Raw genomic sequence first — 25,057 nt, 5'->3', positions numbered from 1 at the left:
CATGCCTCGGCGCCGCGCACGACGCAGGGCCGCCCCGCACGGATGCGGGACGGCCCTGCGCGGGGAGGGCGATCAGCCCTTGAGCTTGTCGGAGTCCTTCACATAACCGACGAGGGTCCAGTCAATGTCGGCGAAGCCCTTGGCGCCGAAGTTCGCCAGGTCGTCGTCCTGGACGTAGAAGTCGTACGACTGCCAGAGCGGGAGAGTGCCGGCCAGCTCCCACAGCCCCGCATCGACCTGGTTGATCAGGTCGAGGCGCTTGGCGTGGTCGGTCTCGACGGCAGCCTGATCGATGAGCTTGTCGGTCGCGTCGTTTCCGATCTTGCCGAAGTTCTGTCCGCCCTTGGTCTTCCAGATGGAGTCGCCGCTGGAGAGGAACGGGTTGCCGATCCAGCCGAACAGGGTGATGTCGAATTCCTGGGCGCCGATGTACTTCGAGAAGAGGTCTGTCGGCGGAACCTTCTGCACCTTCATGTTGATGCCGACGGTCTTGAGCTGCTCCTGGACCACGGGCACGACGGCCTCGTTGGTCTTCGAACCGTCGTTGTAGACGTAGGTCAGCTCGAGCTGCTTGCCGTCCTTCATCGCCTTGTCGCCCTCGAGCTTGTATCCCGCCTCCTCGAGGAGCTTCTTGGCCGCATCGGGATCGTACTTGCCGAAGTCGCCCGAGTTGTCCTTGTAGCCCTCCTGGTTGGTCATCAGGAGGCGGTTATTGAGCTGCTCGGGGTTCTTCGGGTACGGCATCGTGGAATTCACCGAGAGGAAGACCTCCTCGCGATCGATAGCCCGGAAGAAGGCCTGGCGCACCTTCTGGTCCGCGAGCGGGCGGCCCTTCGATCCGTTCAGAGTCAGGTGGCTCCAGTCCGGTCCGGCGGACTTTCGCAGGGTCGCACCGTTGCCGATCATCGGCTTCACGACGGAGTACTGGGCAGGGACCGTGGTGTTGAGCGCGTCCAGCTGACCGTTCTGGAAGGAGGTCGCCGAGGCGGAGGGGTCTTCGATGGTCGTGAAGAGGACCTGGTCGAGAAGCGGCTTGTCTCCCCACCAGTTGTCATCCGGCTCCAGGAGGACCGTCTTGTTCGCCGCGTCGATCTTGCCCACCTTGAAGGGACCGGCGGTGACCTTCGGCTCCTTGAGCCATCCCTCGTTGTACGCCTTCGCGGATTCCGCGAGGGAGTCCGGCATGACGGAGATCAGCCCCATCCAGTCCGCGTACTTCTCCTTGAAGGTGATCTTGGCGATCAGCTCGCTGTCTCCCTGCTCGACCTTGTCGATGAGCGTGTACCCCTCGGTCGACGCGACCTGGTAGTCCTCGTCCTTGCCGCTCTGGATCGTGATCACGTTCTCGATCGACTTGAAGTCGATCGGGGTGCCGTCCGACCACTTCATGTCGGGGTTCAGCTCCACCTCGACGACCTGCGGGTCCTCAGAAGTGAGCTCGATGCGCTTGGTGTACTGCGGATTGGCGGAGACCTCGCCCTTGGCATCGGCCTTGATGAGGGAGGGGTACACGAGCGCCATCATCTCCGAGGTGTTCGCCTCCGCTCCGTCGACGTGGAAGGAGTTCCAGTTCGCGGGGAACGCGTTGTTGGACAGACGCAGCGCGCCGCCCTCGCCCAGCTCGCTGCGATCCTTCGGGTTCATGTCATTGGAGTCCGCCGCGATGGCCTCGCCATCACCGCTACCACCGGACCCGCCGCCCTGGCCGTTGTCCTGGCTGCAGCCCACGAGGGCCACACCGGTCACGGACAGCGCAGTTGCGCCGAGCATGGAACGCCGCGTGAATCGCATATGTCTCTCCTTCATGCGCGCACCCCGATCCTTTCGGGGCGGCTCGTCAAATCCCCCTCGGCGTCCGCTCCGACCTCCGATGGCCGACGTGACGTGGTGCACAAGGTGTGACCAGCATACGAACGGTAGGTCACAACGTCGTGCATCTGAACAGGGTGTTATCCATTCGCAACGTTCTACACGCAGGGCGCCACCCAGGCGCGGACGGACCTCACGAGGTGGACAGGCTCCCGGTCCCGACGCCACCGTGGCCCTCCCCATGGAACGCCTGTGCGTCGATCACGTTCCGGCCGCGCGTGCGAGCGATCCGGGGATCCGGGATCGGCACGGCTGCCAGCAGCTCCTTGGTGTACTCGTGCTGCGGATCGTCGAAGACGCGCTCCGTCGGCCCGGACTCGACGATCTGCCCCTTGCGCATCACGGAGATGCGGTCGGAGATGTGGCGGACCACCGAGAGATCGTGAGAGACGAAGAGGTAGGACACGCCCAGGCGGGTCTTGAGGTCTGCGAGCAGGGCGAGCACGCCCGCCTGCACGGTCACGTCCAGGGCCGACGTCGGCTCGTCGAGGATGATGAGCTTCGGATCGCAGGCGAGGGCGCGAGCGACGCCCACGCGCTGGCGCTGACCGCCGGAGAACTCCGTGGGATAGCGCGATGCATGCTCGGGCTTCAGTTCGACCGTCTTGAGCAGCCAGTCCACACGTTCGTTCATCTTCTTCGCGCTGTACCCCTGGACCCGCATCGGCTCCTTGAGGATGTCGCCGATGGGCATGCGGGGGTCCAACGAGGCCATCGGATCCTGGAAGACCAGGGTGACCTCGGAGCGCAGCTTCGCCCGCTCCTTTCTGCTGAGCGAACCCGTGGGCCGTCCGTCGATGCGGATCTCGCCCTGCTGCGGGGTGCGCAGCTGCATGATCTCCATCAGCGTGGTGGTCTTGCCGCAGCCCGACTCCCCCACCAGGGCCATGCACTCGCCCTCGCGGATGTCGAAGGAGATGCCGTCGACCGCGCGCTGCTCGCCCACCTTGCGGCGCACCACGGCACCCTTGGTGATCGGGTAGATGCGGTGGAGGTCGTCGACTTCGAGCACGGCGGGCCGGGCCTCGCGCGGACGGGAGTCCTCCGATGTGGCGACCTCTGCGACCTTGCGCATCGCCGCCCCAGCGACGCTGCCGCCCTCGGCGCCCTGATCGATCCGCGGGACGGCTGAGAGGAGGTTCCGCGTGTACTGCTCGCGGGGCTCGTAGAAGATCTGCTCGACGTCGCCGGTCTCGACCATCTGCGCGTCCTTCATCACGAGCACGCGATCGGCGAAGCCCGCGACCACGCCCATGTCATGGGTGATGAGGATGGTGGCCGCGCCCAGCATCTCCTGCGCGGACTTCAGCAGCTCCATCACCTGGGCCTGGATGGTGACGTCCAGGGCGGTGGTCGGCTCGTCGGCGATGATCAGCTCGGGCTCATTGGCGATCGCCATCGCGATCATGACCCTCTGGCGCATGCCGCCGGAGAACTCGTGCGGATACTGCTGTGCACGGCGCCGGGGCTCCGGGATGCCCACGGCCTCCAACAGCTCGATCGCGCGATCGGCCGCCTTCTGCTTGCTGACGTCCGGGTGGTGGATGCGCACCACCTCGGAGATCTGGTCGCCCACGGTGAAGACGGGTGTCAGCGCCGAGAGCGGGTCCTGGAAGACCATCGAGATGGTGTCGCCGCGAAGCGGGGAGAGCTCCCGATCGTTCATCGTGAAGATCTTCTTGCCCATCAGCTCGATGTCGCCGGTGATCTGGGCGGAGCCGGGCAGCAGGCCCATGACGGCCAGCGAGCTCACGGACTTGCCGGAACCGGACTCCCCGACGATGGCCAGGGCCTCGCCGGGACGGACCTGGTAGCTGAGGTTCTGGACGGCCTGGACATGGCCCGCCTCGGTCTCGAAGCCGACGCTGAGGTCCGTGACGGTCAGGATGGGATCGCTCATGCCTGCTGTTCCTCTCAGACCCGGCTGGAGCCGCTGGTCGGGTCGAGGGCGTCGCGCAGGGCTTCGCCCATCAGATTGACGGAGATGACGAGGGCCGCCAGCACCATGGCCGGCGGGATCCAGGTCCAGGGGGCGGCGATGTTGTAGGCCTGCAGCACCGTGCCCAGGGAGACGTTGGGGTACTGGATCCCGAAGCCGATGAACGACAGGCCCGTCTCTCCGAGGATCGCGGCGCTCACGCCCAGCGTGGTGTCGATGATGATCCAACTGGCGATGTTCGGGATGATGTGCCGCACGATGGTCGTCACCGGGCTCACGCCCATGAAGCGCGAGGCCTCGACGTACTCGGTGCGCACCAGCTGCTGGGTCATCGCCCGCAGCACACGGGCGGTCAGCATCCACGAGAAGACCGCGAGCAGCGGGATCAGCCAGAGCCAGCTCGCCTGCTGGAGCACCGGGCTGAACAGCATCAGCAGCAGCAGTGACGGGATCACCAGGAACAGGTTGATGAGGTTCACCAGCGCGCCGTCGACGAAGGCGCCCCAGCGGCCCTTGTAGCTCACATACCCGGCGACCGTGCCCACGATCAGGGCGAGCACCGTGGTCAGGAGCGCGGTGCCCGCGCCGATGACGAGCGAGATCCGCAGGCCCACCATCGTGCGCGCGAAGATGTCGTAGCCGTTCTCGTCGACACCGAACCAGTGGTACTGGGAAGGGCCCGTGAGCGCATTGCGGAGGTCCCGCTCGAAAGGCTCGTACTGGTAGGCCATCGGGGCGAAGATCGCACCGAGGATCAGCAGGAGCACCACCACCATGCCGATCAGGGCACCGGGGTTGCGCAGGAATCGTCGGCGCAGGAGTTCGCCACGGCCGATGGACTCGAGCGACCGCGCATCGCCCTCGGGCGGCTCGGCCTCGCTGGGCGGCATCCCCTCGAGCACCGAGTTCGCCCGATGGTCGGTCTCGACCTGCAGAGCGGCGGCGTCGTCCGTGCCGCGCATGTCCGAAGGATTCGTCATCGTGCGATCACCTGATCCTCGGGTCGAGAATGCCCTGCAGGAAGTCCGCGAACGTCGCGGAGAGCAGAGTCAGAATGCCGGTGTAGAGCACGACGCCGGCCGTGCCGTTGATGTCCGCGATGCCGACGGCGGAGACCGCATAGCGCCCCACGCCCTGCCAGTTGAACATCAGCTCCACGAAGAGCGAGCCGGTGAAGGCGCTGCCCACCGCGAAGGCGAAGTACTGGCCCATGGGGATCAGTGCCATCCGCAGTCCGTGGCGGTTCATCGCCCTGCCGCGGGTCAGGCCCTTGGCGCGGGCCGTGCGCAGGTAGTCGCTGCCCAGCACGTCGAGCGTGGTCACCTTCATGTACCGCGAATAGCTCGCGGCGGCGAAGATCGCCAGCACGATCGTGGGCATCACGATCGCCTTGGATTCGTAGAGGAACGCGTCCCAGCCGTGCAGCAGCGGGTTGACCGGATTGATCGCCGGCAGCCCGAATCCCGTCCGGTTCTGGATCGCCTGGTTGATCTGCTGGACCACCAGGATGACGACCGGCGTCGGGAGGGAGACGATCACGAAGGACAGCAGCGTCGCGCCGCGGTCGCCGAGCGAGTGGCGACGGACTGCAGTGAGCATCCCGACGGCGACGCCCAGGACGGTGCCGATCACGGTGCCGATCACCACGAGGCGAAGGCTGATCGGGATCCTCTGCTTGAGGACCTCGAGCACAGGACTCAGTTCCTTGTTCGTGCCCGTGGTGACGCCCAGGTCACCGCGCACGAGGCCGCCAAGCCAGTTCGCGTATCGCTGGAACACCGGCACGTCCGGATTGATGTTGCGCGCGTTCAGATAGGCCTGCGCCGTCCCCTCGGGGACCGGTTTCGTGGCAATCGGCGGGTACAGCACCTCTTCGGGATGCATGAGCGACGCCGCCAGCAGGTAGGCGAAGCTCGTCGCCAGGAACACGAGGATCACGTACGTGAGCACCCGTATCGAGATGAACCTAACCACGGATGCTCCTCGGGACGTGCGTCGTCATCTGCCAGCAATTCCTTTCACTGCCCGTAGGGCCTGCCGCCGCGCAGCACGGACTCCGTGCTCGAGAACGGACACGGCACCTGTGCCGTGCGGGTCACCGACCCCTCCCGGGCGACCGCTTCTCAGCGCCTCAGCGGCGCACGGCCCCACCATAGTGGCGTGGATCGGTGATCCCGTGCACAGTACGCGGCCGACGTACCCGAATCGTTATGCTCCTGGCATGACAGCTGTCCACGTCCTCGTGCTCGTGGCCGGCATCGTCGCCGCGATCGTCCTCTCCGACCTGCTGGGACACAGAGGCATCGGGGCCTGGCCCGTCGGCCTCCTCGCCCTCGCGCTCGTCCCGGTCGCCGGGTACTTCTTCAGCCCGTGGATCGCCGCACTCTCCCTGGGTCTCGCCTTCGGTGCGGGGATCATGCTGCTGGGGACGCGCATCCGCAGCCTGATGCGCGAACGCCACATCGTGCGGGAAGCCCGCGAAGCACGGAAATCCGCGACCGAGTCGATTCTTCGCCGCAACGACGGGGCCCGCTGATCCACAATGGATCCCATGCGCCAGATCACCCTTCCCGCGTTCGGCCCTCCCGATGCGCTCCGCCTCGAGGACGCACCCGCCCCGCAGCCCGCCCCCGGCGAGGTCCTCGTCCGCGTCGCCTTCGCCGGCCTCAATCCCCTCGACTACAAGCTGCGCGACGGCTCCTCGGGCCGTGCCTCCGCGCTCGCCCTGCCCGCCGTGCTGGGCCGCGAGATGGTGGGCGAGGTGATCGGCGCCGGCGAGGGCGTGGACCTGGATGCCCTGGGCATGCCGGTCGGGACCCGGGTGTTCGGCGTCCGCGACCTCGGCGACATGCGCGGCACCTACGCCGAGCAGGTCGCGATCCCCGCCGTCGATCTCGCTCCCGTCCCAGTCGGCGTCCCCGAGGAGCAGCTGCCCGTCTTCGCCGGTCTCGCGCTCGCGGGCTCGACCGCGCTCACCGCCCTCGAGGACGACGCCGAGCTCACCCCGGGCATGACCCTGCTGGTCCACGGCGGCAGCGGCGGCGTCGGCCAGATGCTCGTCCCGCTCGCCCTGCGCGCCGGCGCCACGACGGTCTGGGCGACGGGCCGCTCCGCGAACGCGCAGCGCCTGCGCGACCTCGGCGCCCGGCCCATCGCCTATGACAGCGAGGACTGGGAGAGCGCGATCGACGCGGCCACGGACGGCCGCGGCGTCGACCGCATCATCGACGCGCACTACTTCGACACCTTCGTGCCGAGCCTCGACCATCTCGCGCCCGGCGGCAGGATCGTCGCCCTGCCGAGCCTCGCGGACGTCGCCCCGGCCCGCGAGCGCGGCATCGACGCCCGCGTCACGAAGATGGCCCCGAGCCCGCAGCGCCTGGCCGCGCTCGCCGCCGCCGTCGCGGACGGCGCCCTGGACGTCGAGGTCAGCACCGTGCTGTCCCCCGCGCAGATCGCCGAGGGGCACCGCATGCTCGAGGACGGCCACACCCGAGGCAAGATCGTCCTGGACCTGCGGGAGACCGCGTGACCCAGAGCCCCGCGACCCAGGGGCTCGAGCAGGTCCTCGACCCCGCCGGCTGGAAGCTCCTGCAGTCCCTTCCGCCCTACGACGAGCGCGAGGCGCTCCCGCTCGGCGCGCGCCTGCGCGAGGCCGGGCACGCCCCGGAGCTCGTCGCCGCGGTGCTCACCCAGGCGAAGCTGCGCGCGAAGGGCCGCGACAAGTTCGGCGAGTTCGCGGATCGCATGCTCTTCACGGCCGACGGCCTCGAGCAGGCCACGCGCCTGCCCATCGCCGCGCTGCACGCCCGGCGCTTCCGCGACGCCGGGATCTCCTCGCTCGCGGACCTCGGCTGCGGGATCGGCGGGGACGCGATGGCCGCCGCGGCCCTGGACCTCGAGGTGCTCGCCGTCGATCGCGACCCGACCACGGTCGCCGTGGCCACCGTGAACCTCATGCCCTTCGACGGCGCCCGCGCCGAGCTCGGCCGGGCGCAGGACCACGACCCGGCCCGCACCGAGGGCATCTGGCTGGACCCCGCCCGTCGCAGGCCGGCGGCGGGCCGCGCCGCCGGGAGCGTGCGCCTGCGCGACCCCGAGGAGTACTCGCCGCCGCTCTCGACCGTGGTGGACCTCGCGCGTCGCCTCGGGCAGGCCGGGTCCGGCCCGGGCGGGGCCGACGCGGACGGCGCGCTCGGGGCGAAGCTCGGCCCGGGCATCGACCACGACGCCCTGCCCGCGGGCACCGAGACCCAGTGGCTGTCCTGGCACGGCCAGGTCCTCGAGGCGACCTGCTGGTTCGGCCCGCTCGCGTCCGCGGGGACGCAGCGCAGCGCGCTCGTCATCGACCGCGCCGGCGCGCACCGCCTCGCGCCCCGCGGCACCCCGGGGGCCGATCCGCACACCGGAGAGCTGGGCGCGCACCTCTACGAGCCCGACGGCGCCGTCATCCGCGCGGGCCTGCTGGGAGAGATCGCCCGCGACCTCGACGCCCGCACGCTCGACCCCACGATCGCCTACCTCACGAGCGACCAGCGGATCTCGACGCCCTTCGCCTCCGGGTACAGCGTGCGCGACGTGATGCCCTTCTCCCTCAAGCGCCTCACCTCGTACCTGCGCGAGCACCATCTGGGGATCCTCGAGATCAAGAAGCGCGGCACCGCCGTCGAGCCCGACGAGCTGCGCAGGAAGCTGCGCCCGCGCCGCTTCGGCGAGGAGCGGGCCACGCTTGTCCTCACCCGGATCGGCGGCGAGCAGCACGTCATCGTCGCCTCCCCGCATCCCCGGCCGCCGGGGGACTGATCCGCATGCACCCACTCCCGCCCCGCAGCGCCGCGGCCGCGACCTCCCTGATCGCCCTCGTGGCGCTCGTGTGCGTCGTGCTCGGGGCGGGCCGGGTGCTGGGACCGGTGCTCGAGGGCAGGGGCTGGTTCTTCGACATCGACGTGGACCGCGAGGCCGAGACCCCGCCCCCGCCCACGCAGGCCTCGCAGACACCGCCGGTGCCCCCTGCCGCCGGCGGCGGGCATGTCGCCGCCACCGTCCTCCTCGTGCTCGCGATCCTCGCCGGCATCGCCGTGCTCGTGCTCGTGATCTGGGTGCTGCGACGGGCCCGGATACTGCGCGGCGCCCGTCGGCCCGAGGCGGAGGACGGCGACGCGCAGGCCGAGCTCCTCGAGATCGACGACGCCCACCGCGCCCTGGCCCGCGCCCGGGAGTCCCTCGAGTACGCGGCCACCCCGCGCGACGCGATCATCGACGCCTGGCTCGCCCTCGAACGCGGGATCGCCGAGGCCGGGATCGTCCGTCGGCCCGAACAGACCACCACCGAGTACGTGGTCACCGTGCTGCGGGACATCGACCTCCCGGACTCGGACCTGCGGATCCTCGCCGGCCTCTACGGACGCGCCCTCTTCGACGACCGCGCGGCCGACGCCGAGGCGTTCGACGAGGGCACCCGGTCCAGCGCGCGCCGCGCGCTCGAGCGCCTCGCGGACCGGCTGCAGGAGGTGACCGCCCGATGAGCCGCGTCCTGCGCTCCCTGCTGGTGCGCCTCGCCCTCGCCGTGTGCGCGACCACCGTGCTCATGGGCGTGCTCGGGATCTTCGGGCACTACCTGCACCCGTGGCTCCCGCTCGCCGTGGCCCTCGTGATCGCGCTCGTCTCCTGGCTGCTCACCCCCGAGCTCGCGGGCGCCGATGCCCTCGAGACGCCTCTGCTGGACGACGAGCCGGAGGTCGTCAGCCCCTACGGGGCCGACGTCACCGTGCGCCGGCTCGAGGAGATGATGCACGGCGCCGGGCCGCGTCGGCGCATGACCGGGCGCTCGCTCGGCCGGATGCTCGCACTGGCCGCCGCCGAGCGCGACCACCGCGATCACGCTGATCGCAGCGGGCAGGCGCCGCCGCTGCCCGAGGACCTGCGGGCGTTCCTGCGGGCCTGCGAGGACCCCGACGCCGGCTCCGTCCCGGCCGTCACCCGCCCCGCCCTGCAGCGCTGGCTGCGCGCACTCTCACCCCAGGAGGACCGTTGACACAGGCCGATCAGACACTCCCCGTGGACCCTCGCGAGGCCTCCGCGATCGCCGCACGCGTGCTCGACGCGGTCGAGACCGCCGTCGTCGGCAAGCGCGAGGTGCTCGAGTCCGTGCTCGCCGGAGTCCTCGCCGGCGGCCACGTGCTGCTCGAGGACCTGCCGGGCCTCGGCAAGACCCTCGCCGCCCGCTCCCTCGCCCAGGCCCTCGGCCTGCCGTTCACACGCGCCCAGTTCACCCCGGACCTGCTGCCGGCGGATCTCACGGGCGCCGAGGTGTTCGACCAGCGCACGGGCGATTTCGTGTTCCGGCCCGGCCCGGTGTTCACGGGCCTGCTGCTGGCCGACGAGATCAACCGCACCCCGCCCAAGACCCAGTCCGCCCTGCTCGAGGCCATGCAGGAGAGGCAGGTGACCGTCGAGGGCACGACCCGGCCGCTGCCCCGCCCCTTCCACGTGCTCGCCACCGCGAACCCCGTCGAGCACGAGGGCACCTACCCGCTGCCCGAGGCCCAGCTGGACCGCTTCCTGCTGCGGCTGTCCTTCGGCTACCCGAGCGCCGACGAGGAGTGGGACGTGCTCGCCCGCCGCCTCGAGCGCCGCACCGAGGACCAGAGCGTCCCGCGCGTCATCGACGCCGAGCAGCTGCTCGGCGTGCAGGCCGCCGTCGAGTCCGTGCACGTGAGCGACGACGTCGGCCGCTACGCCGTCGCGCTCGTGGGCGCGACCCGACGCCACGCCCACGCGCTCGTCGGCTCCTCGCCCCGCGGCACGCTCGCCCTCGTCATCTGCGCCCGCGCCCTCGCGGTCATCCGCGGCCGCGCCTTCGTGCTCCCCGAGGACGTCAAGGACCTCGCCCACGCCGCCCTCGACCACCGCGTGATCGTGCGGCCCGAGCTCTGGCTGCAGTCGGTGACCGCGGCCTCGATCGTCGACGCCGTGCTCGCCGAGACGCCCGTCCCCGCCGCGCACCAGGAGCAGGACGGACGGCAGGACCAGCACGGCCGGCAGGAGCCCCCGCGGGCATGACCACCTCTCCCCCGCCCTCCTCCCCCACGCCCGCGCTGCTGCGCGCGGTCGCGGTGGGCGTGCTGACCGCGGTGCTCGCCGTGATGGCGGGCCGGCCCGAGCTGCTCGTGCTGGGCCTCCCGCTGCTGGCCTGGGCGGTGCTCGCGGTCGTGCGGCGCCTCGCGCGCGGCGGGGCCGACGGCACGGACCTCGCCTCCGTGCGCGTGCGCAGCACCGAGCGCTCGATCGCCGAGGGAGGGACCGTGCGGATCGTCGTGGACGCACCGGACGCCTCGCAGGCCTCGACGTCCGGGTCGAGCGGATCCCTGCTCGGCGTCACCGTGCCGCTGCCCGCGCACGCCGCCCTCACCCCGCCCCTGGGCTCGCGGGTCGACGCCGGCAGCGTCCCGCTCACCGTCACCGCCCGCCGCTGGGGCCGGTACGAGATCGGCCCGATCCACGTCGCGCTCGCCGATCCCCTCGGCGCCTATCGCACCCAGACCCGGCTGGACCCCGTGATGCTGCGGGTCACGCCCGACTCCTCGCTGCTCGAGGCGCCGCCGAACCTGCCGGCCCCGATCGGCGTGGCGGGGGTGCACCTCTCGGCCCGACGCGGCCAGGGCACGGCCCTCGCCGACGTGCGCCCCTTCCAGCGCGGGGACCGCCTGCACCGCATCAACTGGCGCGTCACCTCCCGGACCGGGACCCTCCACACCAATGCGACGTTCGCCGAGCGCGACACCGACGTGCTCGTGGTCGCCGACACCCTCCAGGACGTGGTCGCACCGGGCCTCGAGGCCACCGCGGAGACCAGCCTGGACCTCACGGTGCGCGCGATCGCGGCCGTCTCCCGGCACTACCTGGGGATCGGCGACCGCGTGGGCCTGCACGACCTGGGCAGCAGGATCGGCACCCTCCGCGCGGGCACCGGGCCCCGGCAGCTGCGGATCATCGTGGACACGCTCGCCCGCGCCCACCGCACCTCCGGGCCCGTCACGCGGGTGCAGAAGGTCGGCGCGCTGCGCGGCTCGACGCTCGTGGTGGTGTGCTCGCCGCTGCTGGACGATCGCGTGGTGGCCCAGATCGGCGAGCTGCGCGCCCGCGGCGCGGACGTCATCGTGGTGGACACCCTGCCCCCGAGCGTCGGCGACCTCTCCTCCCCGCCCGGCGCGGGAGCGGGTCGCGATCCGCAGCGCTTCTGGTCGGAGGCGTGGGCGCTGCGGCGCCTGCTGCGGGAGTCCACCGTGCGGGCGCTGCGCGAGCAGGGGGTCCCCGTCACCCTGTGGGAGGGCCCCGGGTCCCTCGCCCCGGTCCTGCTCTCGCTCTCCCGCGCCGCGAGCGCCCCGCGGATGAGGAGGGCCTGATGCGCAGCACCCTCGAGTCGATCGCTCAGCTCCTCGCCGACCTCGGCCACATCTCGCGCGCGCAGTGGGCGCTGCGGCTGCTCGCCGCGCTCTCGCTCGTCGCCGCCCAGCTCCTCGCCTGCGCCGGGCACCCCCTGGACGGGGTGCTCCCGGCGCTCACCTCGGCGGCGGTGCTCGTCGGCGGGCTGGTCCAGACCCTCCGGCCGGACGCCTCGATCGGGACCCTCGCCCTGGCCGGTGCGATCGTCGCGGCATGCGCCTCCGCCGACGTCCCGGTGCTCGCCGGCGTCGCCGTGCTGGTGCTGGTCACCCACGTGTGCTGGTCGCTCGCCGCCATGGTCCCCGCCCACGGGACGATCGGCCGTCGGGCCCTCACCACCACCGTGCGATGGGCCGCGGCGGCCGTGCTCCTCGCCCTCGCCGCGGGCCTCGGCGTCGTCCTCCCCCTCGCCGGGGCGAGCACCCCCGCCTGGACGATGGTGCTCGGGATCCTCGCGCTGATCGCCCTGGTCGCCGTGCTGCTCGTGCCCCACGGCACATCCCCGCGCCGGGGCCGCTGAGCGGGCGTAGCGTGGCGCGCATGTGGCAGATCATGGACATGCTGAACGCCCACAAGAAGGACATGGTCGCCCCCGAGGACGCCCTGCCCGGCCGCGATCGCTCCCCCTACCCGCTCGCCCGCGAGCACGCCGTGCTCGGCACCGACATGCTCGACACCCCGCCCGATGCCGAGGAGATCATCCTCGCGGGCGGCTGCTTCTGGGGCATCGAGCGCATCGCCTGGCAGATCCCCGGGGTCTGGACGACCTCGTCCGGCTACGCCGGCGGGTACACGCCGCACCCCACCTACGAGGAGGTCTTCTCCGCGAAGACCGGTCACACCGAGGCCGTGCGCGTCGTCTACGAGGGCGCGACGCAGGAGGAGCGCGACGCCGTGCTGCGCCGCCTGCTCGAGGAGTTCTGGCAGCAGCACGACCCGACCACGGCCATGCGCCAGGGCAACGACGTGGGCACCGAGTACCGCTCGGCCGTCTACTGGACCACGCCCCACCAGGGCGAGATCGTGCAGGACTCCGCCCGCAGCTACCAGCAGGCGCTGGACGCCGCCGGGCGCGGGACGATCACCACCGAGCTGCTGCCGCTCGCCGATGCCGGGAACGGCCGGTACTACCCGGCCGAGCCCGAGCACCAGCAGTACCTCGCGAAGAATCCCGGCGGGTACTGCAACCACGGCTTCAACGGGGTGGCCTGCTCGCTGGGCTGATCAGGGCAGACCCTCGCCGGTGTCCCCGCCCATGAGGTTCCGGCGTCGGCCGATGTCCGGCCCGCCCGCCGGCAGGTTCGGGGCAGGGGCGGCGCCCATCAGCTGCGCCGCGAATCCCCCGGCCTTCCGCGGCATGGGGGCGGCGCCCTCGCCGACGGGGCCGCAGGCCGACGCCGCGGCGCTGCGCCTCTCGCGGGGAGCCCCGCCCTCCGCGGCGAAGCGCTGCATCTGGGCCGATGTCGGGTAGACGGAGCTGACCACGATGTCCAGGCCCAGCAGCGTCACCGGCAGCACGCCGTCCCCGGCGGAATCGAGCAGCGCGCGCACCGGCTCGCACTCCTCGAACGCCCAGGCGTCCTCGTCCTGCAGGTAGACGGTGATCGGCTGACCGTCCAGCGCGAGCGCCGCGGCCTCGTCGAGGAACGCCTCCTGCGCCTCGACGTCGGGCGGCGGGGACGGCAGGAAGATGTCCAGGGGCGCCTGCTCGGCGGCGGCATCCGCGTCAGTCATGCCCACCACCGTAGTCGGCCCGAGCCTGGCAGACTCCTGGCATGGACGCCTCTGCCGCGAACCCCACGCTCCTCTCCCACGACGCCCTGGTGATGCAGCAGATCACCGGGTTCATGTCCAACGACTTCGACATCCTCGACGCCTCCGGACAGCAGGCCATCGGCCATGTCACGACGACCGGCGGCGGGCTCTCGCGGCTGGTCGCGGGCAGCAGGTCGCTGGACGTGTCCGACGCCGACGGCAGCCCGCTGCTGCACGTCCAGGACCCGGTGGGCATCGGCTTCGACCGCTTCGAGCTGAGCAGCCCCGACGGCGCGGCGCTCGCCGCGGTGCGCAAGCGCTTCTCGATGCTGCGCACGAAGGTCGATCTCACCCTCGCCGACGGCCGCGTGCTCGAGCTCTCGGGCAACGTGCTCGGCTTCGACTTCCAGTTCGCGATGCAGGGCGCCGTCGCCGCGACGGTCTCCCGCAGCTGGGCCGGCATCGGCCGCGGCATCCTGGGGCACAGCCGCTACGTGCTCGCCATCGAGCCGTCGGTGCCGGCGGACCTGCGGCTCGCGATCATCGGCGGCACCATCACGCTGGACCTGATCCGCAGGAAGCAAGCGAACAACGGCTGAGCCGGTCCCTCGGGGCCGGCGCAGGCTGTCCGCGACCGGCGGACCCGCTCAGGTCGGGACGATCATCGGCCGGCCGGTGACCGGGTCCTCGACGCACAGGTTGCCGATGCCGTAGACCTCCTCGATGAGGTCGGCGGTGACCACGTCCTGCGGGGCGCCCTGCGCGACGACCTCGCCGTCCTTCATGACGATGAGGTGCGTCGCGAAGCGGAAGGCGAGGTTGAGGTCGTGCAGCACGGCGGCCAGCGTGTACTCCCCCGTCGCGTGGAGCTCCCGGCACAGGTTCAGCACCTCGAGCTGGTGGGTGATGTCCAGGAACGTGGTGGGCTCGTCGAGCAGCAGCAGCGGGGTCTCCTGGGCGAGCACGAGCGAGATCCACACGCGCTGGCGCTGTCCGCCGGAGAGCTCGTCGACCAGTCGGTGGGCGAGGTCGGTGGTGCCGGTCGCGGCGAGGGCGCGCTGGACGGCCTCGTCGTCGGCCGATGACCACTGCGAGAGCAGACCGCGATGCGGGTAGCGGCCGCGCGCGACGAGGTCGCGGACGGTGATCCCGGGCGGGCTCACGGAGCTCTGCGGGAGCAGCCCCAGGCGCCGGGCGACCTGCTTCGAGGAGAAGTCGTGGATGTCCTTGCCGTCGAGCACGACGGAGCCGCTCGTGGGGTGCAGCAGGCGCGAGAGGGAGCGCAGCAGGGTCGACTTGCCGCAGGCGTTCGGGCCGATGATCACCGTGAAGGAGCCCTCGGGGATCCCGACGTCCAGACCGCTGCTCACGGTGTGGTCGCCGTACCCGAGGGTGACGTCGACGGCACGCAGCGGCGCGGCACCGGATGCGTCGGCGTCGACGGGTGCGGCAACGGACGTGGCGGCGGATGCGGCGGCGGACGCGGGTGCGGCGGTCATGGCGTCGCCCTCCTCTCGTGCGCACGGTCTCGGACGGGTGAGGACGGGCGCGAAGGACAGCCTAACCGGGCGGGCAGTCGATGGTCTGTACGGGCCCGACGGACGGGCGCGGATCACACGGCGGGCGTCCGACGTCGGCCGCTACGCTCGCACGGTGACCCGCAGCACCGACCCGGCCCCGAGCGACCTGGCCCACGCCCCGAGTGACCGCCCGGCGCGCCGCCCCGCGCGTCTCGTCGCAGCGTTGCTGCTGGGCGCCCTCGGCGCCGCGGCCTACGGGCTGCGCGGGGTGCAGCAGTGGCGCGGGCTCGAGGCGAGCTCCTGGGATCTGGCGATCTTCTCCCAGCTCGCACGGGCGTACTCCGAGCTGCGCGCGCCGATCGTGCCGATCAAGGGCGATGGTTTCAACCTGCTGGGCGATCACTTCCATCCGATCCTGGTGCTGCTGGGTCCTATCTGGGCCGCGTGGCCCTCGCCGCTCGCGCTGCTGTGGACGCAGGCCGTGCTGTTCGGGATCTCGGCGGTGCCGCTCACGCGCCTCGCGATCGACCGCCTGGGCTGGGGCGCGGGACTGCTCGCGGGGGCCGCGTACCTGTTCGGCTTCGGTCTGCAGGCCGCGGCCGACGTCCAGTTCCACGAGATCGCCTTCGCGGTGCCGCTGCTCGCGTTCTCGCTGAGCGCGCTGGTGCGGGGGCGGATGCCGGCGGCGATCGCCTGGGCGGCGCCGCTGGTCCTGGTCAAGGAGGACCTGGGACTCACCCTCGTCGTGCTGGGGCTGGTGATCGCGCTGCGGGATCCGCGGGTCCGACGGGCAGGACTGGCGCTCGCGGCCTGGGGCGCACTCTGGTTCGTGCTGTCGACGTTCGTGATCCTGCCGCTGCTGAATCCTGCCGGGCACTACGACTACGGCGGGAACCTGGGGTCGCCGCTGGATGTGCTGGGGCCGGCGGAGAAGTGGTTGACGGTGCTCATGCTGCTGCTCGCCGCGGGGGTGATCGGCGCGCGCTCTCCGCTCATCCTGGCGATGCTGCCCACGCTGGCCTGGCGCTTCGCGGGCAACGTCGAGTTCTACTGGGGCTGGTACTGGCACTACAACGCGGTGCTGATGCCGATCGCGCTGGCGGCGATGCTGGACGCGCTCGGGGATCGGCGGGATGGGCGGGATCGGCGGGATCTGGTCGGGTCGCAGCCGCGGGCGTCTCGTCGCCGGGGCTCCCGTCCGGCGCGTGGGCTGGTGCGGTGGACTGCGGTCGGGGCGAGCGCGGCGGTGACGCTGATGCTCGGCTCGGCCCTGCCGCTCGTGAACCTCGCGCGGGACAGCGCGTGGGAGCCGAGTCCGCGGACGGCTGCGGCCGAAGGGGCACTGGCTGCGGTGCCCCGTGATGTGGTGGTCGCTTCGGACATCACGCTGATGGCTCGCGTGGTGCCGTCGGACGACGTGCAGTGGGTGCATGGCACGAACACGCGCGTGCCGGATTGCGTGCTCGTGGATCGGGAGGCGTTCTCGTGGGGCGGGCAGGACCCGGGCGACGCCGCGGGCTGGGCGAGCGGCAACTACGGCACGACGTTCGAGAGCAGGTATGCGCAGGACGGCTTCGAGGTCGCGTGCCAGCCAGGAGTGGCGTAGACGGGACGTGGCCGGTGACGTCACGGGCGTGCTGCCAGCGAGGTATCGGGTCCGCGCTGGGCCTGGGGCCCTCTCGCGCTGAGCCCCTCAGAAGGGCGGGTCGCAGGTCGCTCTCGAGGTCGGGGCCGACGGTCGGGACGGGTCTGCGTCGACCGGGAGCTCGGGTGCGTGTGCGGTGGTGGCAAGGTGTTGGTGCCAGGCGGTCTCGAGCTCGCGGACGATCAGCGGGGTCATCAGGTCACCCTGGTCCTGCACGGTCAGTTCGGCCGCGTCTCCCAGGGACCAGTGCGTGCGACCCAGCGTGCGGGACACAGGAATGCCCGGGTCCACGGGACTCGACATACTCCCGCCATGTTTCACCGACCCATCATTCCCGCGATCTGTTCCGCCACCCGATGATTTCCCGTCGTCGCGGAGTCTGACCGGGTCGATATCGTGGGCGGTTTTCACCTGATGATGCGACCAGCACAACACATGAAGATTCTCGATCTCCGTCACCCCACCTTCCCCGGGATGGTCATGATCGAATTCCTCAATATGATCCACCTCCACACCACGACAACTCGCCCGCCCACACCCCGGAACAGCACACTCCGGACCCCGCAACCGCACATGCGTCACCATCTGCGGACTGGGTCGATACCGCTCCGGCGGCAACGGCAAAAACGCACCCGACACCGGATCCGTCAGGACCCGCATCCACTCCGGACACCCACCCGCGAGCTCGCGCGCCATGTCCGCGGGGATCGGATGCTTCCCCTCCAACAGGGCCGGCGCCTCACTCCGACCGAGCAGGGACAGGAACGGGATCGTCACCAGGATCGCGAACCGCGCCGAGGGCACCTCATGCCCGTCCGTGTTCACCTCACCCCGCAGCAGCGCCTCATAGCGGAGGCGGCCGCGAGTCATCGTCTTCCCCGACGCCCGCACGGACCCGTCCTCATCGAACGGCACCTCACTCTCGGGCCCCTCGTCGAGGGCGTGACGCTGAGCGGATTGCAGCGTCTCCGCCGCGGCATCCAGGGACTGGGCGAACGCGAGGATCTCCGGGACCGGGCCCGTCACCGTCAACGACGCCGTCCCATCCGCACCCACCACCGGAACACCGATATGACGACGGCGCTGGGCGCGCTCCACCGGTGAGAGGTCCAGAAGTGAGGTGAACCAGGTGATCAACTCGCCCAGCAGGCGGCGGAACGTCTCCGGGGTCACCCCGAACTCCCAATCCCCCATCACCCGATCCAGACCCTTCCGGTCATCCTCGGGCAGGTCACGGGACCGGTGGATCACCCGGCGCAGCCACTCGACCGGCAACTCCCCCGCTTCCACCCGCGCGAACAACAACGGGAACAGCGTCAGTGCCTCGTGGGCGTCACGGATCTGCCCATAGGCGACAGTGGTCGTGGTGCGCAGCGCCACCGCCGCCTGCGCATCCTCCACATCCCCCTCATGCGCCAGCGCCCCCTCGGCGTCCCGGCCCACCCACAACGGCGCCAGGCGCCGCATCAACGCGGCCGCGAGCTGCGACTCCCGGACCGCGAGATCCCAAATCCCCCGCAACTCCTCCGAGAGATCCGGCCCCTCCACCGCGAACGTCCGCTCACCGAGAGTCTCCCGCGACAAGGGCGCCCGCGGACGCGGACCCCGCGCCACCCGCGGAAGACGACCCGCACCAGGCCCCGACCCCGAAGAATCAGAAGCGCTCTCAGCGGCCGAGGATTCCGGGACAAACTCACCACGTTCAGGCGCGAGGGAATCATCGCCATCACTGAACGCATCACCATTCGCGAGCACGATTCCCCTCCTCTCAGCGGGCCCTGCCGTTCTATACCCCCAAGAATACCTGACGAAACGGACACCACAAGAGGCCGAAGAGAATCTGTGGACAACTTTATCCGTTCCTCCACAACCCCCACTTACCCACAAACCTACCCACCACACAACACACTCACCCACACCCCAAACCCCGAATGTCCCACCCCCATGCTGAGCGAAGTCACCGCGCGACGAGCAGCCAGGCAGCAGGGAGGGAGGCACGGCACCACGGCACCACGGCACTTGATCACCGCACTCCGGTACCGGCGATCGCCGGCCAGCGCCACGGCAACACCACCCGGATTGCTCGAATCACATGGTCATGCACGGGACGGCCACGGTGCACAGGCCACGGGCGCGCACGCCGCACGTGACATCCGGATCGAGAGCTCCGGGCTCAACGGACCCACGTTCCGTCTTGCGTCTGGCACCGCCCCGGCAACCCCAGACGTACTCCCCACGGCCGCCCCACCCCCAGCGACCGGCCCATCGACCGTCACTCCCCCACGGCTACAGCCGCGGCCCCCGCGCGGCCTTCCCCGAGGACGGATCGAACTGCGCCTCGGCACGCCGCGCACGGGCGCTCTCGAGGCGCATGCGCCAGGGCGAGTAGCGCTCGGCGGCGAGAGCCAGGCGCAGGCCATGGGCGAGGACCTGACTGGTGGGCGTGGGTTTGAGGGCGGCGAGGCGCTCGCGATGCTCCAGGAGCTCGCCGCCCATCCCGGCGGCGCTCCACCACATGGCGATCTGGGCGAGCTGCGAGTGGGAGTCGAGGATCCCGTGGCCGGTGCCGGGCACGCTCAGCAGATGCGCGCCGGGGATGAGGTCGGCGGCGTCGCGGGCGATCTGCGGCGGGGTCACGAGGTCGTCCTCGCCGCTCAGCACGAGCGTGGGCGCGGTGACGCCGGAGGCGAGGGTGCGCAGGTCGGGGGCGAGGGAGCGCGCGGTCGGCGAGGGCACCTGACGCGCCTGCTCGCCGGAGATCAGGAGAGGATCCAGGGGCCCGCCGTCGGCATGGGCGCCGATGCCGAGCTGGGTGTGGGCGATGCGGGCGACCAGATCGGGCTCGCTCACGTAGCGCGTGGACTGCAGCCATTCCTGGGTGAGGGCCTGCCAGACGCTCGTCCAGGTCAGCTGCCCGCGGCCCACCGCGAGCTGGTCCACGAGCTCGCGGACGTCCCCGGTGCCCCCGTGCTCGTGCACGGCGAGGATGACGGGACCCGCGCGGCGGGCATCGATCACGGCCTGGTCGTCGAGGCGGCGCAGAGTGCTGGCGATGGTGTCGGTGCGCAGGTCCGTCCCCTCCCAGTAGCGCGCGCGGAAGGCGCGCTGGGAGATGAGCTCGTCGTCGGGCGCGAGCAGCGGGGAGTCGAGCACCAGGGCGCCCACGCGCTCCGGGTGGCGGGCGGCGAAGGCGAGCGCGAGGTATGCGCCGTACCCGCAGCCGTAGAGCACGGTGCGGCCCACGAGCGCGTGGTCGAGAGCCGCGCGCAGGTCCTCGACGGCCTCGTCGACGTCCATCGCGTGGGGCGGCAGGTCGTGCCCCTCGGCGTCGAGGCGGGAGAGGCCGACGCCGCGGTGCTCCGGCATGATCACGTCGAGCCCGCGGGAGGCGAGTGAGCGTCGCAGCAGGTCGTAGGGGACGACGGAGGCGCCGCCCGGCCCGTCGGGCACCACGGTCACGACGGGCGTGGCGAGGTCGCGGTGCACCGCGGCGGCGCGTCGGCCGGTGCGCGGCGGGTTCACCCTCGCGTAGCGCAGGGGGAACAGCCGGCGGTCGTCGGCCGAGATCTCCCGCTGCACGGTCATCAGGTCGTTGCGGACCGTGAGCAGCTCGTCCTGACCGGTGCGGCGGAGGAGCTCGGGGACCGAGCGCATCAGGCTCCAGCGCCCCCGTCGGCGCCTGCCCGGCCCCCGTCGGCCCCGATCCGCGCCCACAGGAAGGCATACATGAGCGCGTTCATCCGCGCGGCCTGCTCGTTCGTGGCGGCGCCGCCGTGGCCGCCCTCGATGTTCTCCCACGAGCGGACGTCGGCCCCGAGCGATTCGAGCGCGGCGGTCATCTTGCGCGCGTGGCCCGGGTGCACGCGGTCGTCGCGCGTGGAGGTGAGCAGGAAGACGGGCGGGTACTCGGTGCCCTCGACGAGCAGGTGGTAGGGACTGAAGGTGCGGATGAACTCCCAGTCGGAGGTGTCGGGGTCGCCGTATTCGGCCATCCAGGAGGCTCCCGCGAGCAGGTGCGAATAGCGCTTCATGTCCAGCAGCGGCACCTGGATGATGACGGCCCCGAACAGCTCGGGGTACCGGGTGAGCATGTTGCCCGTGAGCAGTCCGCCGTTGGAGCCGCCGCGCACGGCGAGATGGTCGCGGTCGGTGACGCCGCGCTCGACGAGATCGCGCGCGACGGCCGCGAAGTCCTCGTAGGCGCGGTGGCGATGCTCCTTGAGGGCGGACTGGTGCCAGGCCGGTCCGTACTCGCCGCCGCCGCGGATGTTCGCGACCACGTAGGTGCCGCCCCGCTCCAGCCAGGCCTTGCCGATCGTGCCGAGGTAGGCGGGGGTCATGGAGATCTCGAAGCCGCCGTATCCGTAGAGCAGGGTCGGGGCGGGGCCGACGGGGGCTCCGTTCGCGGCCTCCTCCGCTCCGCCCGCCTCGGTCCTCCCGATCTGGAAGTACGGCACGCGGGTGCCGTCCTCGCTGGTCGCGAAGTGCTGGGTGACCTCGAGGCCGCGCGCGTCGAAGCGCGCGGGCGAGGCCTTCACGGTCTCGAGCTCGCTCGGCTCGCCTCCCTCGGGGACCTCGCCGAGGTCGCCCAGCAGCAGGGTCGTGGGGGTGAGGAAGTCGGTGACGGTCACCCAGATCTCGTCGGACTCGTCGGCGTCGACCGCGCGCACGTCGATCGCCCCGGTGAGCTCGGGGTAGAGGTCGCTGCGCACCCAGGCGCCGTCCTCCGCGCGGTGGTGGACCTCGAGGCGGTGCACGACGTCCTCGAGGATGGTGAGCACCAGGGTGCTGCGGGTGATCGTGAGATCGGCGAGCGAGGTGCTGGGCGTGGGCTCGAAAAGCACGTGGAGGTCCGAGGCCGAAGGCCCCTCCGGGGCGCTCGCGAGCAGGGTGTCGGCGTCGGCGACGAGGAGCGAGCCGGCCGCGAAGGTGTCCTCGCCAACCTGCCAGTCGCTGCGCGGGAGGAGGATCGCGAGGTCGCGGTGGGCGCTGGCCTCCATGTCCCGCGGGACGGGGACGACGGTGAGCGAGGGCCCCGACCCGTCAGCCCCGTCGGCGCCGTCGGTCGCGTCAGCCCCGTCGGCCCCGCCCGTCCGGTCGACGACCCTGAGCGTCGTGTCGTAGAAGGCGTGCATCTGCACGATCCAGTCGCGCTCCCAGCCGGGGGTCTGGTCGTGGGAGGCGAAGACCGACATGTCCCGCTCGTCGGCCTCGAAGACCAGCTGGGCGTCGGCGAGCGCGGTGCCGCGGGACCAGATCCGCGCCTGGCGTGCGTAGCCGGAGGTGGTGAGCGTGCCCTCGCCGAAGTCGGTCGTCACCCAGACGGTGTCCGCGTCGATCCAGTGCACGTCCCCCTTGGCCTCGGGCCGCACGAATCCCCCCTCGGACTCGGGGACGAAGCGGCGCTCCTCGAGGTCGAACTCGCGGGTGACGTCGGCGTCCGAGCCGCCGCGCGACAGGGAGACGAGGGCCCGCCGGTACGGCTCGCCCTCCGCGGGCCGGAGCAGCTGCGCGCCGTGCCAGACCCAGTTCTCGCCCTCGTCGCGACCCAGGGCGTCGACGTCCAGCAGCACGTCCCATGAGGGGTCGTCGGTGCGGTAGCTCTCGAGCGTGGTGCGGCGCCAGAGGCCGCGCTCGTGCTCGGCGTCGGTCCACACGTTGTACAGGAACTCCCCGCGCTTGACGACCATCGGGATGCGGTCGCTCGCGTCGAGGATCGTGAGGATGTCGGAGCGCAGGTGCTCGCTGAGCGAGCCGTCGGCCGCAGCGTCGACGGCTTCAGCGGCTCCTCCGGAGCGGGGGTCGGCGATCGCATCGATCTCCGCCTCGGCGCGGGCGTTGCGTTCGCGCACGTGGGCGAGCGCCTCCTCGCCGGTGACGTCCTCGAGCCAGAGCCAGGGATCCTCGCCGGTCTCGGGGCTGGGCAGTGATGCGGTCATTGGGTCTCCTCGAGAGTGGCGACGAATGCGTCCAGGACGTGCTTCCAGGTGGTCTTCCATGCCTCGCGGGCGTCGGCGTCGGCGAGTCCCTTGTGCTCGATCGCGAGGATGCTGCGGGGCGCGCCGCCCGCGGCGCCGTCGTCCTTGGCGCGCAGGTTCATGCTGACGCGGCTGCCGTCCGGCCCATCGACGCGCCAGTAGCGCCAGGCCTCCGTGCTGCTCGTCCGCGCCTCGCCGAGGCCGAGCTGCGCCCGGCGAGCGGCGTCCTGGAAGGCGTCCCAGGCCTCGAGCACCGCGTCGGGCGCGCTCGGCACGGTGCGCGAGGCGCTCACGGCGAAGTCGCCGGCGCTGGTCTGACCGACGTCGCGGCGGCCGATCGACTGCTCGAAGGCGATCGCGATGCCCTGGGCCCACCAGTCCTCGATGTTCCAGCGCTCGTGGATCGTGCGGGCCAGAGCGGCGTGGTCCATGCCGCGACCGCCGGCGTCCTCGAGACGCGCGGTCCAGACGTCGAAGGGCACGCCGGTGGCGTTCTCGATCGCGCGCGCCCGCGGGGGCGCGGGGCGGGCGTCCTCGTCGGTCATGGCCCCACAGTAGCGGCCGGGCGGGGTGCGTCGGGCGGCCGTGGCAGACTCGATGCCATGCGTCGACGCACCGCTCTGCTGCTTCCCCCGCTCGTGCTGCTCCCCCCGGTCGCCGCGCTCTCCGCGTGCACCGGCGGAGGGGGCTCCGGCGGGGGTTCGTCCGGCGGCGGCGCGAAGGGGTCGGGCGCGTCCGACGGCGGCTCCGGGTCCGACGGCGGCGCGTCGTCCGACGGCGGCTCCGCCTCGTCCTCCCCCGCCTCGCCGACGCCCACCGCCGATCCCGCGGAGCAGCACGCCCAGGACCTCACGATCGAGCAGGCGGCCGCGCAGCTCGTGCTCGCCGGCATCCCCGCCGGGACGACCCCGAAGCGCTCGCTGACCGCCGAGCTCGGCATCGGCGGCTTCTTCCTGCTGGGGACCTGGGACAGCGCCGCCGCCGTGCGCTCCGTGGTCGAGGGCGTCGACGACGAGGTGGCCGAGGACGGCATCGCCCCGCTGCTGTGCGTGGACCAGGAGGGCGGGCAGATCCGCATGCTGCGCGGGGACGCCGCACGGCGGACCCCGTCGGCCGCCGACCTCGGCGCCGAGGGCACCGACGCCGTCACCGCGGCGTACCGGAGCATCGGCGAGGACCTGCACGCCCTCGGCCTGCACGCGGCCCTCGCGCCGGTCGCGGACACCGTCGACCCCGAGCTGGGACGGGCGAACGCCCCCGTCGGGAAGATCGACCGCGGCTTCGGGACCGATCCGGACACGGTGGCCGACTGCGTCGTCGCGGCCGTCGAGGCCCTGGACGGCCAGCACACCGCCTCCGCGCTCAAGCACTTCCCGGGCCTGGGCCGGGTGCGCGGGAACACCGACTTCTCGGCGACGGGCATCACCGACGAGACGACGGATGCGGAGGATCCCTTCCTCGAGCCGTTCCGCGCGGGCATCGAGGCCAGCGCCGACATGGTCATGCTCTCGAGCGCCCTGTACCCGCGGATGGATCCGGGCAGTCCCGCCATGTTCTCCTCGGCGATCGTGACGGACGTGCTGCGCGGCAGGCTGGGCTTCGACGGGCTCGTGGTCTCCGACGACGTGGGCAGCGCGGCGGCCGTGCAGGACGTGCCGCTCGGCGAGCGCGCGACCCGCCTGCTCGAGGCGGGCGGCGACGTGGTGCTCACCGCGGACCCGTCGCTCGCCGGCGACCTCGTGGACGCGATCGCGGCCTGGGCACAGGACTCCGAGAAGGCCGAGCGCCGGGTGCGCGAGTCCGCGGCGCGCATGCTGCGCGTCAAGCGGTCCCGGGGCGTCGACGGGGTCTGAGCCGTCCCTGGGCGGACACGGTGCGGGCACGGGCCGCTGTGGGAGAATCCCTG

General features: G+C 71.7%; 22 protein-coding genes. 12 read left to right on the top strand and 10 right to left on the bottom strand.

Features of this window, described 5'->3' with window-relative positions; genetic code table 11:
• Nucleotides 1-72: 72 nt before the first annotated feature.
• From Bra3105_RS15285 to Bra3105_RS15270, 4 genes are all read right to left on the bottom strand, one after another.
• Entirely contained in the window at nt 73-1,791 is a 1,719-nt protein-coding gene (locus Bra3105_RS15285) for an ABC transporter family substrate-binding protein (RefSeq protein ID WP_228357584.1), read from the bottom strand.
• Between the two features lie 211 nt (nt 1,792-2,002).
• Nucleotides 2,003-3,769, bottom strand: coding sequence for an ABC transporter ATP-binding protein (locus tag Bra3105_RS15280; RefSeq protein WP_228357583.1), 1,767 nt, complete (start codon nt 3,767-3,769; stop codon nt 2,003-2,005).
• A 14-nt stretch (nt 3,770-3,783) separates the two neighbouring features.
• Complete coding sequence (locus Bra3105_RS15275; protein ID WP_228357582.1) at nt 3,784-4,788, bottom strand: ABC transporter permease; 1,005 nt, start codon at nt 4,786-4,788, stop codon at nt 3,784-3,786.
• 7 nt (nt 4,789-4,795) lie between these two features.
• Nucleotides 4,796-5,782, bottom strand: a complete 987-nt coding sequence (locus tag Bra3105_RS15270; protein ID WP_228357581.1) for an ABC transporter permease — start codon at nt 5,780-5,782, stop codon at nt 4,796-4,798.
• A 247-nt stretch (nt 5,783-6,029) separates the two neighbouring features.
• Here Bra3105_RS15270 and Bra3105_RS15265 point away from each other — a divergent pair, with 247 nt between their 5' ends.
• The 9 genes from Bra3105_RS15265 to msrA are packed head-to-tail and all read left to right on the top strand — an operon-like array spanning nt 6,030 to nt 13,477.
• Nucleotides 6,030-6,344: a hypothetical protein gene (locus Bra3105_RS15265; RefSeq protein WP_228357580.1), complete on the top strand. Its 315-nt coding sequence runs from the start codon at nt 6,030-6,032 to the stop codon at nt 6,342-6,344.
• A gap of 15 nt (nt 6,345-6,359) precedes the next feature.
• A complete protein-coding gene (locus Bra3105_RS15260; protein ID WP_228357579.1) occupies nt 6,360-7,340 on the top strand; it encodes a quinone oxidoreductase family protein in 981 nt (326 codons plus the stop codon).
• Nucleotides 7,337-8,611 carry a THUMP-like domain-containing protein gene (locus tag Bra3105_RS15255; RefSeq protein WP_228357578.1) on the top strand — a complete coding sequence of 425 codons (1,275 nt, stop codon included), beginning with the start codon at nt 7,337-7,339 and terminating at the stop codon, nt 8,609-8,611. The genes Bra3105_RS15260 and Bra3105_RS15255 overlap by 4 nt, the downstream gene beginning before the upstream one ends.
• Nucleotides 8,612-8,616: 5 nt before the next feature.
• Nucleotides 8,617-9,333, top strand: a complete 717-nt coding sequence (locus Bra3105_RS15250) for a DUF4129 domain-containing protein (protein ID WP_200503684.1) — start codon at nt 8,617-8,619, stop codon at nt 9,331-9,333.
• Nucleotides 9,330-9,842 (top strand): hypothetical protein, encoded by a 513-nt coding sequence (locus Bra3105_RS15245; RefSeq protein ID WP_228357577.1) that lies wholly within the window; start codon nt 9,330-9,332, stop codon nt 9,840-9,842. Before Bra3105_RS15250 ends, Bra3105_RS15245 begins: the two co-directional genes overlap by 4 nt.
• Nucleotides 9,839-10,870, top strand: coding sequence for an AAA family ATPase (locus Bra3105_RS15240; protein WP_228357576.1), 1,032 nt, complete (start codon nt 9,839-9,841; stop codon nt 10,868-10,870). Before Bra3105_RS15245 ends, Bra3105_RS15240 begins: the two co-directional genes overlap by 4 nt.
• Nucleotides 10,867-12,213 carry a DUF58 domain-containing protein gene (locus Bra3105_RS15235; RefSeq protein WP_228357575.1) on the top strand — a complete coding sequence of 449 codons (1,347 nt, stop codon included), beginning with the start codon at nt 10,867-10,869 and terminating at the stop codon, nt 12,211-12,213. Before Bra3105_RS15240 ends, Bra3105_RS15235 begins: the two co-directional genes overlap by 4 nt.
• Nucleotides 12,213-12,773 carry a hypothetical protein gene (locus Bra3105_RS15230; protein WP_228357574.1) on the top strand — a complete coding sequence of 187 codons (561 nt, stop codon included), beginning with the start codon at nt 12,213-12,215 and terminating at the stop codon, nt 12,771-12,773. Before Bra3105_RS15235 ends, Bra3105_RS15230 begins: the two co-directional genes overlap by 1 nt.
• Before the next feature lie 20 nt (nt 12,774-12,793).
• On the top strand, nt 12,794-13,477 hold the full coding sequence (msrA, locus tag Bra3105_RS15225) for a peptide-methionine (S)-S-oxide reductase MsrA (protein WP_228357573.1): 684 nt from the start codon (nt 12,794-12,796) through the stop codon (nt 13,475-13,477).
• Here the strand turns inward: msrA and Bra3105_RS15220 are convergent, their stop codons facing one another.
• Complete coding sequence (locus Bra3105_RS15220) at nt 13,478-13,987, bottom strand: arsenic metallochaperone ArsD family protein (protein ID WP_228357572.1); 510 nt, start codon at nt 13,985-13,987, stop codon at nt 13,478-13,480.
• A 41-nt stretch (nt 13,988-14,028) separates the two neighbouring features.
• Here Bra3105_RS15220 and Bra3105_RS15215 point away from each other — a divergent pair, with 41 nt between their 5' ends.
• Complete coding sequence (locus tag Bra3105_RS15215; RefSeq protein WP_228357571.1) at nt 14,029-14,607, top strand: LURP-one-related/scramblase family protein; 579 nt, start codon at nt 14,029-14,031, stop codon at nt 14,605-14,607.
• 48 nt (nt 14,608-14,655) lie between these two features.
• Here Bra3105_RS15215 and Bra3105_RS15210 read toward each other — a convergent pair whose 3' ends face one another.
• On the bottom strand, nt 14,656-15,507 hold the full coding sequence (locus tag Bra3105_RS15210) for an ABC transporter ATP-binding protein (RefSeq protein WP_228357570.1): 852 nt from the start codon (nt 15,505-15,507) through the stop codon (nt 14,656-14,658).
• A 154-nt stretch (nt 15,508-15,661) separates the two neighbouring features.
• Between Bra3105_RS15210 and Bra3105_RS15205 the strand changes: the two genes are divergently transcribed.
• Complete coding sequence (locus tag Bra3105_RS15205) at nt 15,662-17,134, top strand: DUF2079 domain-containing protein (protein WP_228357569.1); 1,473 nt, start codon at nt 15,662-15,664, stop codon at nt 17,132-17,134.
• An 87-nt stretch (nt 17,135-17,221) separates the two neighbouring features.
• On the opposite strand, the gene Bra3105_RS15200 is transcribed toward Bra3105_RS15205, so the two are convergent.
• From Bra3105_RS15200 to Bra3105_RS15185, 4 genes are all read right to left on the bottom strand, one after another.
• Nucleotides 17,222-18,721 carry an HNH endonuclease signature motif containing protein gene (locus tag Bra3105_RS15200; RefSeq protein WP_228357568.1) on the bottom strand — a complete coding sequence of 500 codons (1,500 nt, stop codon included), beginning with the start codon at nt 18,719-18,721 and terminating at the stop codon, nt 17,222-17,224.
• Nucleotides 18,722-19,459: 738 nt separating this feature from the next.
• A complete protein-coding gene (locus Bra3105_RS15195) occupies nt 19,460-20,827 on the bottom strand; it encodes an alpha/beta fold hydrolase (RefSeq protein WP_228357567.1) in 1,368 nt (455 codons plus the stop codon).
• On the bottom strand, nt 20,827-23,112 hold the full coding sequence (locus Bra3105_RS15190; protein WP_228357566.1) for a prolyl oligopeptidase family serine peptidase: 2,286 nt from the start codon (nt 23,110-23,112) through the stop codon (nt 20,827-20,829). The genes Bra3105_RS15195 and Bra3105_RS15190 overlap by 1 nt, the downstream gene beginning before the upstream one ends.
• The gene (locus Bra3105_RS15185) at nt 23,109-23,696 is read right to left on the bottom strand and encodes a hypothetical protein (RefSeq protein ID WP_228357565.1); all 588 of its coding nucleotides are present in this window, start codon (nt 23,694-23,696) and stop codon (nt 23,109-23,111) included. The genes Bra3105_RS15190 and Bra3105_RS15185 overlap by 4 nt, the downstream gene beginning before the upstream one ends.
• Nucleotides 23,697-23,753: 57 nt before the next feature.
• On the opposite strand from Bra3105_RS15185, the gene Bra3105_RS15180 reads away from it, so the two are divergent.
• Complete coding sequence (locus Bra3105_RS15180) at nt 23,754-25,004, top strand: glycoside hydrolase family 3 N-terminal domain-containing protein (protein ID WP_228357564.1); 1,251 nt, start codon at nt 23,754-23,756, stop codon at nt 25,002-25,004.
• The last annotated feature ends 53 nt before the right edge of the window (nt 25,005-25,057 follow it).

Source organism: Brachybacterium halotolerans subsp. kimchii, from assembly GCF_020792675.1.
GTDB classification, from domain to species: domain Bacteria; phylum Actinomycetota; class Actinomycetes; order Actinomycetales; family Dermabacteraceae; genus Brachybacterium; species Brachybacterium halotolerans.
The sequence above is the reverse complement of the archived record's forward strand: the minus strand, read 5'-3'. Positions and strand labels throughout refer to the sequence as shown.

Bases quoted from the DNA above. Each gene is read 5' to 3' on its own strand.
- Bra3105_RS15285 (WP_228357584.1), bottom strand. From the start codon at position 1,791: ATGCGATTCACGCGGCGTTCCATGCTCGGCGCAACTGCGCTGTCCGTG.
- Bra3105_RS15280 (WP_228357583.1), bottom strand. From the start codon at position 3,769: ATGAGCGATCCCATCCTGACCGTCACGGACCTCAGCGTCGGCTTCGAG.
- Bra3105_RS15275 (WP_228357582.1), bottom strand. From the start codon at position 4,788: ATGACGAATCCTTCGGACATGCGCGGCACGGACGACGCCGCCGCTCTG.
- Bra3105_RS15265 (WP_228357580.1), top strand. From the start codon at position 6,030: ATGACAGCTGTCCACGTCCTCGTGCTCGTGGCCGGCATCGTCGCCGCG.
- Bra3105_RS15260 (WP_228357579.1), top strand. From the start codon at position 6,360: ATGCGCCAGATCACCCTTCCCGCGTTCGGCCCTCCCGATGCGCTCCGC.
- Bra3105_RS15250 (WP_200503684.1), top strand. From the start codon at position 8,617: ATGCACCCACTCCCGCCCCGCAGCGCCGCGGCCGCGACCTCCCTGATC.
- Bra3105_RS15245 (WP_228357577.1), top strand. From the start codon at position 9,330: ATGAGCCGCGTCCTGCGCTCCCTGCTGGTGCGCCTCGCCCTCGCCGTG.
- Bra3105_RS15235 (WP_228357575.1), top strand. From the start codon at position 10,867: ATGACCACCTCTCCCCCGCCCTCCTCCCCCACGCCCGCGCTGCTGCGC.
- Bra3105_RS15230 (WP_228357574.1), top strand. From the start codon at position 12,213: ATGCGCAGCACCCTCGAGTCGATCGCTCAGCTCCTCGCCGACCTCGGC.
- msrA (WP_228357573.1), top strand. From the start codon at position 12,794: ATGTGGCAGATCATGGACATGCTGAACGCCCACAAGAAGGACATGGTC.
- Bra3105_RS15220 (WP_228357572.1), bottom strand. From the start codon at position 13,987: ATGACTGACGCGGATGCCGCCGCCGAGCAGGCGCCCCTGGACATCTTC.
- Bra3105_RS15215 (WP_228357571.1), top strand. From the start codon at position 14,029: ATGGACGCCTCTGCCGCGAACCCCACGCTCCTCTCCCACGACGCCCTG.
- Bra3105_RS15210 (WP_228357570.1), bottom strand. From the start codon at position 15,507: ATGACCGCCGCACCCGCGTCCGCCGCCGCATCCGCCGCCACGTCCGTT.
- Bra3105_RS15195 (WP_228357567.1), bottom strand. From the start codon at position 20,827: ATGCGCTCGGTCCCCGAGCTCCTCCGCCGCACCGGTCAGGACGAGCTG.
- Bra3105_RS15190 (WP_228357566.1), bottom strand. From the start codon at position 23,112: ATGACCGCATCACTGCCCAGCCCCGAGACCGGCGAGGATCCCTGGCTC.
- Bra3105_RS15185 (WP_228357565.1), bottom strand. From the start codon at position 23,696: ATGACCGACGAGGACGCCCGCCCCGCGCCCCCGCGGGCGCGCGCGATC.
- Bra3105_RS15180 (WP_228357564.1), top strand. From the start codon at position 23,754: ATGCGTCGACGCACCGCTCTGCTGCTTCCCCCGCTCGTGCTGCTCCCC.